15 protein-coding genes are annotated in these 14100 nt (G+C 44.0%); 11 read left to right on the top strand and 4 right to left on the bottom strand.

The window, feature by feature from the left end:
* Positions 1–39 precede the first annotated feature (39 nt).
* From brnQ to N179_RS07405, 3 genes are all read right to left on the bottom strand, one after another.
* A complete protein-coding gene (brnQ, locus tag N179_RS07415) occupies positions 40–1365 on the bottom strand; it encodes a branched-chain amino acid transport system II carrier protein (protein ID WP_075642567.1) in 1326 nt (441 codons plus the stop codon).
* Between the two features lie 345 nt (positions 1366–1710).
* Positions 1711–2004: a hypothetical protein gene (locus N179_RS07410; RefSeq protein ID WP_075642566.1), complete on the bottom strand. Its 294-nt coding sequence runs from the start codon at positions 2002–2004 to the stop codon at positions 1711–1713.
* A gap of 247 nt (positions 2005–2251) precedes the next feature.
* Positions 2252–3004, bottom strand: a complete 753-nt coding sequence (locus N179_RS07405) for a hypothetical protein (RefSeq protein WP_235147585.1) — start codon at positions 3002–3004, stop codon at positions 2252–2254.
* A gap of 111 nt (positions 3005–3115) precedes the next feature.
* Between N179_RS07405 and N179_RS07400 the strand changes: the two genes are divergently transcribed.
* The 7 genes from N179_RS07400 to N179_RS07370 all read left to right on the top strand — a co-directional run bounded on the left by N179_RS07400 (position 3116) and on the right by N179_RS07370 (position 8911).
* A complete protein-coding gene (locus tag N179_RS07400) occupies positions 3116–3673 on the top strand; it encodes a GNAT family N-acetyltransferase (protein ID WP_023468869.1) in 558 nt (185 codons plus the stop codon).
* 8 nt (positions 3674–3681) lie between these two features.
* Positions 3682–4395 carry an alpha/beta fold hydrolase gene (locus N179_RS07395; RefSeq protein ID WP_035396687.1) on the top strand — a complete coding sequence of 238 codons (714 nt, stop codon included), beginning with the start codon at positions 3682–3684 and terminating at the stop codon, positions 4393–4395.
* An 86-nt stretch (positions 4396–4481) separates the two neighbouring features.
* Complete coding sequence (locus tag N179_RS07390; RefSeq protein WP_075642565.1) at positions 4482–5573, top strand: conserved virulence factor C family protein; 1092 nt, start codon at positions 4482–4484, stop codon at positions 5571–5573.
* A 360-nt stretch (positions 5574–5933) separates the two neighbouring features.
* Positions 5934–6146: a hypothetical protein gene (locus N179_RS07385; RefSeq protein WP_023468866.1), complete on the top strand. Its 213-nt coding sequence runs from the start codon at positions 5934–5936 to the stop codon at positions 6144–6146.
* A gap of 79 nt (positions 6147–6225) precedes the next feature.
* Complete coding sequence (locus N179_RS07380) at positions 6226–6672, top strand: BsuPI-related putative proteinase inhibitor (protein ID WP_023468865.1); 447 nt, start codon at positions 6226–6228, stop codon at positions 6670–6672.
* A gap of 33 nt (positions 6673–6705) precedes the next feature.
* Positions 6706–7524, top strand: a complete 819-nt coding sequence (nadE, locus tag N179_RS07375; RefSeq protein ID WP_035396689.1) for an ammonia-dependent NAD(+) synthetase — start codon at positions 6706–6708, stop codon at positions 7522–7524.
* A 115-nt stretch (positions 7525–7639) separates the two neighbouring features.
* On the top strand, positions 7640–8911 hold the full coding sequence (locus N179_RS07370) for an FAD-dependent oxidoreductase (protein WP_023468863.1): 1272 nt from the start codon (positions 7640–7642) through the stop codon (positions 8909–8911).
* Positions 8912–8959: 48 nt separating this feature from the next.
* Here N179_RS07370 and N179_RS07365 read toward each other — a convergent pair whose 3' ends face one another.
* A complete protein-coding gene (locus N179_RS07365; protein ID WP_023468862.1) occupies positions 8960–9355 on the bottom strand; it encodes a disulfide bond formation protein B in 396 nt (131 codons plus the stop codon).
* A 65-nt stretch (positions 9356–9420) separates the two neighbouring features.
* Between N179_RS07365 and N179_RS07360 the strand changes: the two genes are divergently transcribed.
* The 4 genes from N179_RS07360 to N179_RS07345 all read left to right on the top strand — a co-directional run bounded on the left by N179_RS07360 (position 9421) and on the right by N179_RS07345 (position 14074).
* The gene (locus N179_RS07360) at positions 9421–10311 is read left to right on the top strand and encodes a LysR family transcriptional regulator (protein WP_023468861.1); all 891 of its coding nucleotides are present in this window, start codon (positions 9421–9423) and stop codon (positions 10309–10311) included.
* Positions 10295–11407, top strand: a complete 1113-nt coding sequence (locus N179_RS07355) for an N-acetyldiaminopimelate deacetylase (RefSeq protein WP_023468860.1) — start codon at positions 10295–10297, stop codon at positions 11405–11407. Before N179_RS07360 ends, N179_RS07355 begins: the two co-directional genes overlap by 17 nt.
* Before the next feature lie 234 nt (positions 11408–11641).
* Positions 11642–13039: a cytochrome ubiquinol oxidase subunit I gene (locus N179_RS07350; protein WP_023468859.1), complete on the top strand. Its 1398-nt coding sequence runs from the start codon at positions 11642–11644 to the stop codon at positions 13037–13039.
* Between the two features lie 12 nt (positions 13040–13051).
* Complete coding sequence (locus N179_RS07345) at positions 13052–14074, top strand: cytochrome d ubiquinol oxidase subunit II (RefSeq protein WP_023468858.1); 1023 nt, start codon at positions 13052–13054, stop codon at positions 14072–14074.
* The last annotated feature ends 26 nt before the right edge of the window (positions 14075–14100 follow it).

Raw genomic sequence — 14100 nt, 5'->3', positions numbered from 1 at the left:
CATTTTATTCATCATACCATAGCGATGAAAGCGGAATCACTAGCTAGCGCGTTTTTGTGTGATAGAAGCACTAGAAACGTGTCCAAACCATGAACTGATACCGAAGGCGATGAGTGTTGGGAATAACCATTCTAAACTTTGATCCACTAAAGGCAAGGATTGATAGAACGTTTTAAGATTTCCCGGGAAAAGCGAAAGTTGATTCAACGCACTACAGAATGAGAAGAAAATCGTTACACCAAGAGTTGATTGATAAACGACCGACTTACGACGGAACAGATGACGCATGAATGTCAAAGCGATCAAGACGATGACGATTGGATAAAGGAACATCAATACCGGAACGGCGATGGATAGCAATGTCTGCAATCCGACGATCGATACCGTAAGACCAAGAGCAGTCGTGAAAATACTTGCCGCTTTTAAAGATACACGGTTGGAAATCGTCATCATATATTCTGCAAATGCGGTGACGAGACCAACTGATGTCGTCAAACATGCAAGCAGAATTGCAAGACCAAGTACAGCTAAACCGATTGAGCCGAAGGCAGTATTTGCATAATGCTGAAGAAGTGCTGGACCATCAACTTTTCCGATGGCGGCAAATGTGTTACGTCCGATCATTCCAAGTCCGACATAGACGAGAGTCAAAGCAGTGGCAGCGATAATTCCGGCACGAGTAACGACTTTAAATTGTGCTTTTCGTTCATGAACGCCTCGGCTTTTCAATGTATGCAGTACGACGACACCAAATACCAAGGCGCCGAGTGCATCAAGCGTTAAGTATCCTTGAAGGAAACCTTGAATGAATGCCTGTCCAGTTGTCTCATACGCTTCGTTGGGTGAAGCGACACTCGAAAGTGGCGAAATGATGCTACTGATGCTTAATGCTGCAAGAGCAATCAGTAATAATGGTGTGATGAAACGCCCGATGATCTCAAGTAATTTTCCAGGTCGTAAGACAAGATAAAGCGTGGCAAGGAAAAAGAGACTCGATGAGATGATCAACGTTATTTGTGAGGGAGCACCAAGGAATGGTACGACTCCGAGCTCATACGTGACAACCGATGTTCGCGGAATCCCGAAAAAGGGACCGATCGCAACATAGAGTGCGAACGTCAAGGCAGCACCTACAAAACGAGGGAGTGGTGCAGCAAGTGTTTTGATGCCACCTCCGATAGAGGCAACTGCAAGTAAGCCGAGCAAAGGAAGACCGACACCCGTTACGATAAAACCAAGGATGGCAGGAAGGAACTGTGAACCCGCAAGCGCACCGAGTTCCGGTGGGAAGATTAGGTTACCCGCACCGAAAAATAAAGCAAAAATCATAAATCCTAAAGCAAATGTATCTTTTGTCTTAAACATGTGTTGTCCTCCATTCATCCTAATTTCATAAAAAAAGCCTCATCCACTAAGTTTGTGGATAGGCGTCGTTTGCTCAGACGCCTTGTCGAAATGACGAAAAGGGCCTGGATCTTCATTTTCTCAAACGAGAAATGAATCTTCAGTCCCTACTCTTAATCACAATCAGTCGTTCTTGGATGAGCGTTGCGTGTGTCATGTTTAAAACCTCCTGTTTGAATTTTTCTAAGGATAACATGAAGAAATTAATAAAACAATATTTTCTGAAAATTCATCACTGAATTTTTGAAAACAAATAACGCCTTGAGGAGAGATGAGGTCTCTACCCAAGACGTTATACATTACACATCAGCTCGTTGCAATCGTGCGCGTTTTTTTGTGACGTTTCAATTTATGGAGGAGCCAAGCGTGAACGACCTCACAGGATTGACGTGGTAACGTCAGTTCAACAAGCGATTCCTGCTGTTGCCCTCTAATGATGAAAAGTCCATTTTCTTCATCGACAGGGGCGATGGTCATTGAACTCGCTTCATTCAGCGACAATTTCACTTCACCGAGTGTCGCATCCTTTAATTTCAGGATGTTCCCATTTGTCGCAAATTTCGTGAATGAGCCAATTCCGTTCACTTTTAACTGATCCATATTGAATTCCTCCTTCTGCTGATTCCAGTACTATCCCTATAAAAAACAGGGTCTAACTTCTATCTTGAAAAGGTTATCCTCATTATAGCGAAGTCTTCACAAGATGCTAGTCTTATTTTGTGTGAAAATTCGAAAAATTTTTTAACAATATTGTCATATGGATAGGAATACCTGTTAAGAGGCAATAGTGATATGAAATTCAAATAGAACAAAAGCATCCTTTTCCAAAAGAAAAAGATGCTAAAGGTCAATCTAACTCAAAACTCCATTTCTTTTTGCGACAAACAAGCGATCCACGTCGAAGGATCGATTCTTTCTCTGCTTCAAAATCTTCATGTAATACGTTCATGTCTTCGTACCGTCCTGCTACATAGACGGGAATCGTGATATTTCTTGAGAAAACAGACCGTTTTGCACTTTCGAAATCAATCAATACTCCTTCTTTGAGAAGATGACGGATATGAATCATGATTTCAGCTGTTAAAGCGATCGAGGCGACGGATCGTGCGTGCTGACGAAATTTCCGTTGTACGAGATCAGAGATAAGTTGTTCTACCCGTGACCAATCCTTCAAGTAAACAGAAGCATGAAGACCATCGTGTTCGCTAAAATAGACCAGTTCATTCTCGATCGAGTCAAGGAAAGGAAGCGGTGTCCCTCGTTTCATATGCATTAAAAATAATAACTCCGCGATTTCGACATCCGTCAATACATCAAGCGAATGAGAGGAGCGAATATCAATAGCAGTCAAAGGATGACGCTGGACATCCGTTGATTGTGAAAACTGTTCGATCTCATGCGCTTCGATGTAATGAAGCATCGTTCGAAACGATTGTTTCGTCTGTTTGAAATCACTTCCTGAAATGAGTAAAGGACGTTTCAAATCGACGGCTGCAGCGAAATCAGAGAAATGTACTCCTGACATCGTTAATCGTTGATTTTCCTCGTCCTCATATAAGTAAAGTAACGCACTCGACATACCACTTCGCTTCCTTTCCATGACTAACTCCTTCATAATTTAATAGTAGCAAAACTTCGAATTGCCTGAAAGGATATTTACTTCTGAAAACGGGCATACTACATAGAGAAGCATAAAGAGAGGTGATGGAGCATGTGGGGCTTGCGAAAGCCTTTCCCGGAATTGCGGACCGAGCGCTTCATATTACGTGAGCTCGAAAACCGTGACGCACGCGAATTGTTTAAAATCCTATCGGACGATAAAGTCATGTATTATTACGGATCAGATCCGCTCGTGACGGTCTATGAAGCTAAAAATGTCATCAGTTACTTTAAAGAACAGTTCACGCAAGGTAAAGCGATTCGCTGGGCAATTGCTGATGCACAAACGAATCAATTGATCGGTACGATCGGTTTTCATAACTGGCTGTCTCAATACCATCGGGCTGAAATTGGTTTTGAAGTTAGTCAAGATTATTGGCAACGTGGTGTCGCTTCGGAAGCGGCAAGAGCTGTTCTGACATATGGCTTTGAAGAATTTGCTCTCCATCGAATCAGCGCCCTCGTCGCACCTGAAAACCTCGCTTCTAACGCATTGGTTCAAAAATTAGGATTCAAAGCAGAAGGATTACTAGAAGATTATGCATACAGTCATGGTCGTTTCATGGATTTGACGATGTACCGTATGCTCGCATCTGAATGGAAGGGATGAGGTAGTCAATGGAAAAACAAACACTTGTACTCCTGCATGGATTTACAGGAGGAACAGATTATTTTAATCGGGTAGAGGCAAACTTACGACATTCCTTTGATGTCTTACCACTAAGTTTACCGGGGCATGAGGGACTTGATGTTGGTCCGGATACGATTGAAGGCTTTGCCGAATGGGTCATGCATGAACTTGATCGACGTGGTATCAAAAAGCCGATCATCATCGGACATTCCTTTGGTGGATACATCACAGCTGCAATCGTTGAAGGGTATGCGGATCAAATCAGTGGATACGGTCTTGTGTATTCGACAGCTAAAGCAGATGATGAACAAGCGAAACAAAAACGAAATCAAAACATCACACGCGTTGAAGAAGTCGGTGTCAGAGAATTCGTCAATGGTCTTGTTCCATCCTTATTCGCTGAAGGGGCAGATGAGTTCGCTGTCGCTGAAGCACTTGAAATCGGGTACATGATGACGGTCGAAGGAGCGATTCGTGCGCTCTCTGCGATGCGAGATCGGCGAGATATGACGAAGGTCTTGACGAGGTCAAACGTGAAGGGTGTCATCATTCACGGCACGAAAGATCAACTGATTTCAGAGGAAAGTGCATTTGCACCAAAGAATGATCATCTCATACATCGGTCAACAGACAGTGGACACATGGGGATGCTTGAGACACCGGATGCTTTCGTTGCAATCATCGAAGAGGCATTCAAGTAAGTTTTTGCCCTACAGTCACGTCTGTAGGGCATTTGCTTTGCATTTCAGATTAGATATCTGAAATGATAGAAATGGAGGGGATACACATGAAAATCGTAGCGATTGAACCAACACCAAGTCCAAATAACATGAAAGTCATCGTTGATGAGGTCTTTTCGGAAAAGGGGCAGACATTCGAGCATGCCTTTGGCGCACCGGAACACATTCAGCGATTACTTGAAATACCTGGCGTTAAGTTCGTTTATCAGGTCAGTGACTTTTTATCGATCGAACGTTATCCGAAATATGATTGGCGCTCGCTTGTCATCGATATACGACGTGCGTTCGGTGAAACGTTGAATGATGTTGAACAGCACGAGACAGATGCTGAGTATGAGCCTGTCCATCTATTCGTGCAGTTCATTTTAGGCGTACCGATGCAAATCAAAGGTGTGAAAGGATTAGAAGAAAAACGAGAAGGACTGTCGGAACGTTTCCGGGAAGCAGCGCTATTCGTCCAACCATTCGTTCAGAATGTCATTAGCGATCGACGCTGGGTGGAACAAGCACCTCGATACGGAGATCTTGACGAAAGTTTGCGTGAAGTAGCGAATGAGATTGAGATTGCCTATCCAGTCGAACGTCTCGAACGTCTCAAGTCGCTCGCAGCAGGAGAAGATATTACGTTTAGCGGTCAAGCGATTCAATCATCCGATTGGAAAGAACGATTCGCGGCGCTCGATGAATTACCTGTTGAGATGGAATGGGTTCCAGCTTATGCTCGCCTGTTACAGGATGAGAAGATGCAAATTCGGCGTCAAGCGATTGTAAAGCTTGGGATGTTCGAAGATCACCGAGAAGAACTGTTAGAGTATTTGACGAGTGCACTGCATGATCCGTCAGGGATCGTTCGTCGGACAGCAGGCGATACGATTTCAGATTGGGCGATGCCAGAAGCTGAACCAATGATGATGGAAGCGTTAGCGGATAAAAATAAATTAGTACGCTGGCGAGCTGCACGCTTCCTGTTTGATGTCGGAACGGAACAGTCAATCCCAAGACTGCGTGAAGCAAGCCGAGACCGGGAATATGAAGTAGCTCTACAAGCCGAACTCGCATTAACGCGGATCGAGAGTGGGGAAGAAGCACTAGGAACGGTTTGGCAGCAAATGAATCGAATGATAGATGAAAGTTCATGAGAACTTAAAAAATAATTGGGTGAGAGAATCATTCGACAAAATGAGTCACTAATTGTCTAGGTATATATTCCCTGTTTCCTAAAAATACTGGTAAAATAATCAAAATCATGTTGTCATCTTTTTGAAATCGAAATGAAATGTGTTGGAAATGCTTATTAAAACGCTTGCATCTAACAACTAAATGGATTATTCCAAAATATCCCTGATGAAATTGAAATATTGTTTTGAAATGAAATGTCGAATGACAATTTTCTTCTTTTTTCTGCCCTTTGGTACAGTTAACCTACAATAACGAATTCGGAACATGTAGGTCATCTCTTGGCTGGGCATTATGAATGAGAAAAGGGGAGAATCGGGGATATGTTACTTTTCGCTGAAACTGATTTAGCAGTAGGATATAAGGAACGGACAAAAACAGGGGTATATGTAACGATCGAAACAATCGACAGTCGTACGATTACATTAGTCGCACCAGCAAACGCGGCAGAGGATATTTGTGACGAACTGTTTGCGACAGGACTAGAGCAATTGTTTTCATTCAAGATGAATCCATCGACTTTACCTGTGGCATAAGTGAATAACCGTGCGAGAGAGGAGAATCCTCTCTCGCTTTTTTTGTGATAAAATTATTAGAGATAAAAGGAGGGATGAGATGAAACGTCTCGTTTTCATTCTGCTACTGCTTTCTGTTTGTTTAGCAGGTTGCCAAGAAAAGAAACAACAGGCAACAACAACTACGAACGAACCGATTCGGATCGCAGTCAAAACGACAAAGCAGGACGACATGATGCAATTAGACATTTCTTTAACGAATCCAAATGATCACAGTGTGAACGTGACGTATCCTTCCTCACAACGTTTTCAGGCTCAATTGATTGATGCGAAACAACACGTAACGTATGATTTTGAGAAAGAGCAAGTATTCACGCAAGCGATTGAAAAAGATACGTTCACGAAACATGAAACGAAACAGTATACGGTTGAATTACCAATCTCCTCTTTAGGTGATAGCACGGAAGTTCGCGTATCGACAATCCGTCAATTCAAGGGAGCAAGTGCAAAACAAACGACGGATCAACAAATGATTGATTCAAAATGACGATCAACACAATGTGAAGGAGTGAAGCGATTCATGCAAAAAGAAATCATCCAAGTAACAGGAGTAAAGCCTGTCATTGACCCAGCACAAGAAGTAAACGAGCGGGTAGCCTTCTTGAAAGCGTATCTCAACCATACAGGAGCAAAAGGATTCGTATTGGGCATCTCAGGGGGACAAGATTCTTCGCTCGCAGGTCGTCTGTGCCAACTGGCAGTTGAAGAGTTGCGAAAAGAAGAGGGGAAAGATGTCGCATTTTATGCGGTCCGCTTGCCTTACGGGGAACAACAAGATGAAGCAGACGCACAGACAGCCTTGACGTTCATTCAACCGGATCATTCGCTTCGTGTGAACATTAAACCAGCAGTCGAAGCATCGATGCAGGCGTTCAAAGAAGCGACAGGTGCAGAACTTTCCGACTTTAGTAAAGGAAATACGAAAGCGCGGGAGCGAATGAAAAGCCAATATGATTTAGCTGCTCATTATGGCTGTTTAGTCGTTGGAACGGATCATGCAGCTGAATTCGTGACGGGATTCTACACGAAACACGGTGATGGTGCATGTGATTTGACGCCATTGACAGGACTGAATAAACGGCAAGGGAAACAACTGTTACGTTACTTGAACGCACCAGAAGTCTTGATTGAAAAAGTTCCGACAGCAGACCTTGAGGAAAATCGTCCGGCACTACCAGACGAAGTGGCACTTGGTATGACATATGAAGAAATCGATGACTACTTGGAAGGAAAGACGATTTCAGAAGCAAGTCAAGAAAAGTTAGAGACGCAGTATAAACGTGTTGGACACAAGCATCATATGCCGGTCTCACCACTCGATGAATGGTGGAAAGCATAATCCAAAATAAGGAGGCGTGATTTCAAGATTGAAATCGCGCCTTTTTTCATGTTCTTCGATTCTTCTTCAATCGTTATGGGAAAAGAAAAGAAATGACGATTGAGGAGGCGGGAGTATGACGATTGGTATCATAGGTGGAGGGTTATCCGGCTTGACGGCAGCGGCATTATTCGCAAAACAAGGAACGCCGGTCACGCTCTGGGATGCGGGATTACTTGGAGGACGTGCCACCTCTCAAACCGTAAAAGGATTTACGTTTAATTACGGTGCTCATGCGATTTATGGACGCGATCAATCGATTCTTCGCAAATTAACGAAACAGCTCGGTATCGAAGTGACGTGGCTGGATTTCTCAGCAAGTCGTGCGAAATATGAGTTTTCAGGTCATTTGACGGCAATTCCTGCGAATGCCTGGGGATTATTGAAAACAGAAGTCATCGAAGGAACGAACAAAGTACGTTTCACATGGGAAATCATTAAAACGATTTTACGAGTCGAACGAGGGGATCCGCAACAATCAATCGGGCAATGGTTAAAAACAGAACGAGTCGATGAACAAGTGGCACAGTTGATGCTTGATTTGGCCTCAACGAACTTTTTTACGGCAGAACCCGAAAAAATTCCGTCAGACGTCTATTTCGAGTATTATCAAAAACTTTTTCGGACGCGCAAGCCTGTCTCATACATCGAAGGTGGATGGCAAGGGTTAGTTCAGGAGTTGGAACGGATCATCCTAGAAAACCGCGGAGAGATCCTAAAAAAAACAAAAATAACAGCAGTCGAATCGACTAAGACCGGATTCTTAGTACGTGATCGAAAGAAACAAGAATGGAACGTCGAACGGATCATCTTTGCCGTCCCACCGCGTGAAATCTTAAAAATGGCGACCCCCACTGCCATTCAGCGATTTGTTACACCATATGCAAGTCATGAACCGGTAGAAGTATTCGTGTATGATCTTGGACTTCATCCGTATATTCAAACACCGTATTCATACATCTACGACCGTTCGCATCGAGCGTTCATCACGGATTTATCGCATTATGATGCAAGTCTTGCACCGAAGGATGGTCAAGTCCTTCAAGCAATCGCCTACCTTGAACACGATCGACTTGAGGATCCTGATTATATTGGACATGTCCGAACAGGAATCGAACAGATGCTTGACGTTCATTTTGCAGATTGGCGACAACGTATCGTCGCAGAACGAACGATCAAACGAGCAGTCGTACAAGAAATCAAATGGAAAATGGGTCAAGCGCCGCTTGCGACTCATATTCCGGATCATGCAGGTGTCGCTTTCGTCGGGGACTGGTGTGAAGGTACAGGACAGCTCTCAGAGCTTGCGTTCTCAAGCGCCGTCAGCGTCTTCAATCGCTGGGCGTGAATCAAACGACAAAAAAGAGAAGTCGAATCGACTTCTCTTTTTTGTATCTTACGCTTCATTGTTCGAACGTGCTGGATAGAACGCTAGAATCAAGAGTAATGTAAAGGCAATGAGACTCATCATCGGAATCGTCAAGAAACCAAAATAGTTGACCCATTTGATGAGACAGCCGCTTGTACATAACGCTTCGCCATCGGGTAAGCGCTCAAGAATGACGTGGTACAAGGCGACACCAAAGCCAGCAAGCACATACAGGCGGACGAAGAGTGGATCAATCGTTTTCGACCGGAATAGCGAGATGAGCAAATAAAAGGCAGTCGTATACATGAATAGTCGTTGCCACCAACAGAGAGGGCAGGGGATGAATCCACGAATTTCACTGAAATAGAGACTGCCAAGCGTTGCAATCGTTGAGATGATGAACATAAAATGATAGCGTGTCATATGTATCGTCCTTTCTAACGTGTTAAACTAATGCCATCTTATATCATGAGGAGTCGAATCTCACATTGCAAGTGTCGGAAATGGAAATGTTGATCACCTTATCGGAAGAATTGAATATGAGGCGCGCTGCTGAACGATTATTCGTCTCGCAACCTGCACTTAGTCAACGTCTCGTTGCGATTGAAAGACGCTGGGGAACAAAGTTATTCATTCGTTCATCGCGTGGGTTAAGCATCACACCACAAGGAGAAAAAGTAATCGGTCTCGCAAAAGAGATGAATCGGAAGGAACTTGAGTTAAAAAGTGAATTGACGGCAGAAGAGGGTGCTGTTTATGGAACGCTTCGAATTGCCGTCGCTTCCATCATGGGACAATACTGGCTCCCGCGTGTCTTGAAACGATTCGTTGAGCGTTATCCGCATGTCCGTGTTCAGCTCGTCACGGGATGGTCCAGTGAGATGATGCGTCATATGTTAGAGGAACATTTTCATATCGGGATCATTCGTGGAAACCCGGACTGGAAAGGTGTTAAAGAACGTCTTTTCTCGGATCCGCTCTATTTAGTCGATAGTGAGTTGACGTCAATCGAACAGTTACGCGTGACGGATCGACCATTCATCCAGTTCAAGAGTGATTCAACGTACTATCAAGAAATTTTAGAATGGTGGCAAGATCGGTTCGCAAGTCCGCCATCGCGGACGCTGGTCGTCGATCAAATCGAGACATGTAAGCAGATGGCTCTACATGGAATTGGATTTGCGATTTTACCCGAATCGACGATCCAACAATCAAATGAAGTCATGCAGCTTCCGTTAAAAACATCATCTGGAAAGGTATTAAAGCGAGATACATGGATTTTGTCTACGGAATCGATGCTTGAACTAAAACAAGTTCAAGCATTTTGGGATATCGTAAAAGAAGAAGGAGGAAGTCAGTCAGATGGAATACGCCATTGAAATGCGGCGCGCGCTTCATAAAATACCAGAACCAGGGTTCAAGGAATTTAAGACGCAAGCTTTTATATTGGAACAAATTCGTGCTTATCCACCAGATCGTGTCACGTATGACACGTTTGAAACGGGTGTTTTCGTTCGAGTGAAAGGATTGACTGGAAATCGGACGATTGGATACCGGGCAGACATTGATGGGTTACCAATCGAAGAAGCGACAGGTCTTCCATTTTGCTCGGAACATCCAGGCTTCATGCATGCCTGTGGTCACGATATGCACACGTCGATTGCGTTGGGATTGATGAAACGAATCATTGAATTGCCGGTCATGGATGATGTCGTCTTTTTATTCCAACCAGCGGAAGAAGGTCCGGGCGGGGCAGAACCGATGATTAAAAGTCCGTTGTTTGAAAAATATCGTCCAAGTGAGATGTATGGTCTTCACGTCGCACCGGAGTATCCAGTCGGTACGATTGCAAGCCGTCCCGGCGTCTTGTTCGCGAGTGCTCGAGAAGTCCATATCACGATCTATGGTCAAAGTGGTCACGCGGCCTTTCCTCATTTGACGATTGATACGGTCGTCGCGCAAGCAGCCTTAATCATGCAATTGCAAACAATCGTCAGCCGATCCATCAATCCGATGAACTGTAGCGTCATCACGATCGGAAAGGTCGATGCCGGGATTCGAGAAAACGTCATCGCCGGTAGAGCAGTTCTTGACGGTACGATGCGCGCACTCAACGGGGAAGACATGGAAAAACTGGAACGACGCGTTCGTGACATCATCCGGGGAATCGAAGCTTCCTTTGGCGTCAAGATTGATCTACAATTCGGAAATCGTTATTACGAGGTCGTCAATGACCGACACATCGTTGATAAATTTTCATCATTCGTTAAGATGAATGCGAACTATATTGAATGTGATGCAGCAATGACAGGAGAAGACTTTGGATTCATGTTGAAGGAAATTCCAGGGATGATGTTTTGGCTTGGAGTCGACAATCCGACATCTGGACTTCATCAACCAACCTTGAATCCAGATGAATCCGCTATTCCATTTGTGATTGATTTACTCGATCATTATTTCCGAGAATATGTTTAAAAAGTTTTATGAAATAATAAAGGACATTAAGCTTTCCCTTTCGAAATCAAGAATGGGAAAGCTTTTTATATATGTAAGAATAGGAGTTTTCGAACATTTTGTGAAAAAAATCACGTGCACATGTGAACAATTTGTTACATCAAACATTATAAACAGACATAAAGGGTTATGTTCTCTATGATACGGTTATAGACCATATAGAGAAGTATGTTTTAGGAAGAGGGGGCTATATACATGTTCAATGATCCCGTATTGCTCAGTCGATTGTTGACAGGGCTCACATTAGCGTTTCATATTATATTCGCGACGATTGGCGTCGGGGTACCACTCATGGTACTCGCAGCTGAATTCATCGGTCTGAAACGCAAAGATCCGGATTATATTTTATTAGCAAGACGGTGGACGCGTGGATACGTCGTTACCGTCGCAGTCGGTGTCGTGACAGGGACGGCCATCGGATTGCAATTATCACTACTTTGGCCGTCACTCATGCAAGTGGCTGGTCAAACGATCGCACTACCGCTATTTATGGAAACATTCGCATTCTTCTTTGAAGCGATTTTCCTCGGTATTTATCTGTACACGTGGGATCGGTTCAAAAACCCATGGTTACACTGGTTGATCGGGATTCCGGTCGTCATTGGTGCGACAGCATCAGCATTCTTCATTACGACGGTCAACTCCTTCATGAACTCACCAGAAGGATTTAAGATCGTCAACGGAACGCTAACGCAAATTGAACCATTGAAAGCAATGTTCAATACAGCAACACCTACAAAAGCAACACACGTCATCGTATCGGCTTATTTAACAGTCGCATTCATCTTGGCGGCAATCGCGGCGTTCCACTTACTCCGTAAAAAAACACTCTCGGCAGCGGAAACAGCGTATCACAAAAAAGCACTTCGCTTAACGGTCATGGCTGGATTGATTTTTGCCTTCTCGACGGCACTTGTCGGGGACTTCTCAGGGAAATACTTGGCGAAATACCAGCCAGAGAAACTCGCAGCTGCTGAATGGCATTTTGAAACGACAAGTGAAGCCGAGTTGATCTTCGGTGGGATACTTGATCAGCAAGAAGACGGCAGTTATGAAATCAAGGGTGCCGTCAAAATCCCATATGCACTCTCAATTCTTGCGGGTGGAGCTCCAGATACAGAAGTCATTGGTCTAAATGAGTTCGCAAAAGAAGATCAAGCACCGCTGATCGTTCACTATTTCTTCGATATCATGGTTTCGATTGGTATGTATTTGGCTGCCATCTCTGCCTTGTTCATCTTGGCATTCCGTTTGAAAAAATTAAATCCTTATAACAAATGGATTTTAAGAGGTGTCTTCATCGGTGGACCTCTGGCGATGATTTCAATTGAAGCAGGTTGGATGTATGCTGAAATTGGTCGTCAACCTTGGACACTGTACGGCATCATGCGGACAGCAGATGCGGCGACGACATCAACTGCTGTTGGTCCGATGTTGATTCTATTCAGTGCCTTGTACTTGATGCTCGGTACGATTTGTACAGTCGTATTATTACGGATGTTCAAGAAAAACCCGGTTGGAAAAGAACTTCAAGAACTTGCTGAAAACCACCACGCGCGTGGGGAAGCTATGTTCGTGGATGATAACAAGTAAGGAGGGAACGATTTGGACGTTCAAACACTAGGAATTACGGTCCTTTGGACTTTCCTGTACGGATATCTCATCGTTGCCTCAATTGACTTCGGTGCTGGATTTTACGCCTTTTATTCAAAATATACGAAGCGGGATCATTTAACGAATCGATTGATTCTTCGTTATCTCTCACCAGTGTGGGAGGTAACGAATGTCTTCTTCGTATTCTTCTTCGTCGGACTAGTCGGGTTCTTCCCGGATACCGCTTATTATTTCGGTACGGCACTGCTCGTGCCAGCCTCAATCGTTCTCGTATTAATTGCGATTCGTGGTAGCTTCTATGCATTTGCCAATTATGGATCAAACGACAGCATGTTCTATACGTTCTTATATGGAGCAACTGGTCTATTGATTCCGGCGGCGATGTCAACGACTTTGACGATCAGTCAAGGTGGATTCATTCGTAAAACGAATGAAACAGTCGAGTTTTTAGGAACAAAATTATTTACGAACTTTTACTCTTGGTCGGTCGTAGCACTCGCTATCGTATCCGTCCTCTATATCAGTGCGATGTTCCTCTTGTTCTACGCAGATAAAGCGAAGGATGAAGGGGCTACTCCGCTAATTCGTAAATGGGCACTCTTCTGGAGTGGTCCAACGATTCTAGTCTGTGCACTCGTTTTCTTTGGATTGAAAAATCAAGCGGCATGGCACTATGAGAACATCTTAAACGGGAACTGGTGGTGGTTCGCTGCTAGTTTCATCTTCTTCCTTGTTGCGGTGACACTCGTCTACATGAAGAAGAATTACGGAATTGCTTTCGTCGCGGTCATGCTACAGTATGGAGTGGCATGGTTCGGTTACGGTTATACGCACTTACCATATATCTTGTATCCATATATCGATATCAACAAAGCGGTCGTTAACGAAACAATGGCTTCCGCACTCGTCGTTGTCTTCATCTTCGGACTCTTACTCTTGATTCCGGCGTTGTACTTGATTTTACGACTCTTCTTGTTCGATAACGATTATGTACGTGGGAAATCCTCAAAATAATGGATGAATAAACGCCTCTGCGAATC

It is taken from the genome of Exiguobacterium indicum HHS 31, assembly GCF_001939065.1.
In the GTDB taxonomy this organism is placed as follows: Bacteria; Bacillota; Bacilli; order Exiguobacteriales; family Exiguobacteriaceae; genus Exiguobacterium_A; species Exiguobacterium_A indicum.
Note: the sequence above shows the minus strand (reverse complement) of the source record. Positions and strands in the feature narration are given on the sequence as shown.

Coding starts and splice junctions, on each gene's coding strand:
- brnQ (WP_075642567.1), bottom strand. CDS start 1,365: ATGTTTAAGACAAAAGATACATTTGCTTTAGGATTTATGATTTTTGCT.
- N179_RS07390 (WP_075642565.1), top strand. CDS start 4,482: ATGAAAATCGTAGCGATTGAACCAACACCAAGTCCAAATAACATGAAA.
- N179_RS07365 (WP_023468862.1), bottom strand. CDS start 9,355: ATGACACGCTATCATTTTATGTTCATCATCTCAACGATTGCAACGCTT.
- N179_RS07350 (WP_023468859.1), top strand. CDS start 11,642: ATGTTCAATGATCCCGTATTGCTCAGTCGATTGTTGACAGGGCTCACA.
- N179_RS07410 (WP_075642566.1), bottom strand. CDS start 2,004: ATGGATCAGTTAAAAGTGAACGGAATTGGCTCATTCACGAAATTTGCG.
- N179_RS07370 (WP_023468863.1), top strand. CDS start 7,640: ATGACGATTGGTATCATAGGTGGAGGGTTATCCGGCTTGACGGCAGCG.
- N179_RS07355 (WP_023468860.1), top strand. CDS start 10,295: ATGGAATACGCCATTGAAATGCGGCGCGCGCTTCATAAAATACCAGAA.
- N179_RS07395 (WP_035396687.1), top strand. CDS start 3,682: ATGGAAAAACAAACACTTGTACTCCTGCATGGATTTACAGGAGGAACA.
- N179_RS07400 (WP_023468869.1), top strand. CDS start 3,116: ATGTGGGGCTTGCGAAAGCCTTTCCCGGAATTGCGGACCGAGCGCTTC.
- N179_RS07380 (WP_023468865.1), top strand. CDS start 6,226: ATGAAACGTCTCGTTTTCATTCTGCTACTGCTTTCTGTTTGTTTAGCA.
- nadE (WP_035396689.1), top strand. CDS start 6,706: ATGCAAAAAGAAATCATCCAAGTAACAGGAGTAAAGCCTGTCATTGAC.
- N179_RS07405 (WP_235147585.1), bottom strand. CDS start 3,004: ATGGAAAGGAAGCGAAGTGGTATGTCGAGTGCGTTACTTTACTTATAT.
- N179_RS07385 (WP_023468866.1), top strand. CDS start 5,934: ATGTTACTTTTCGCTGAAACTGATTTAGCAGTAGGATATAAGGAACGG.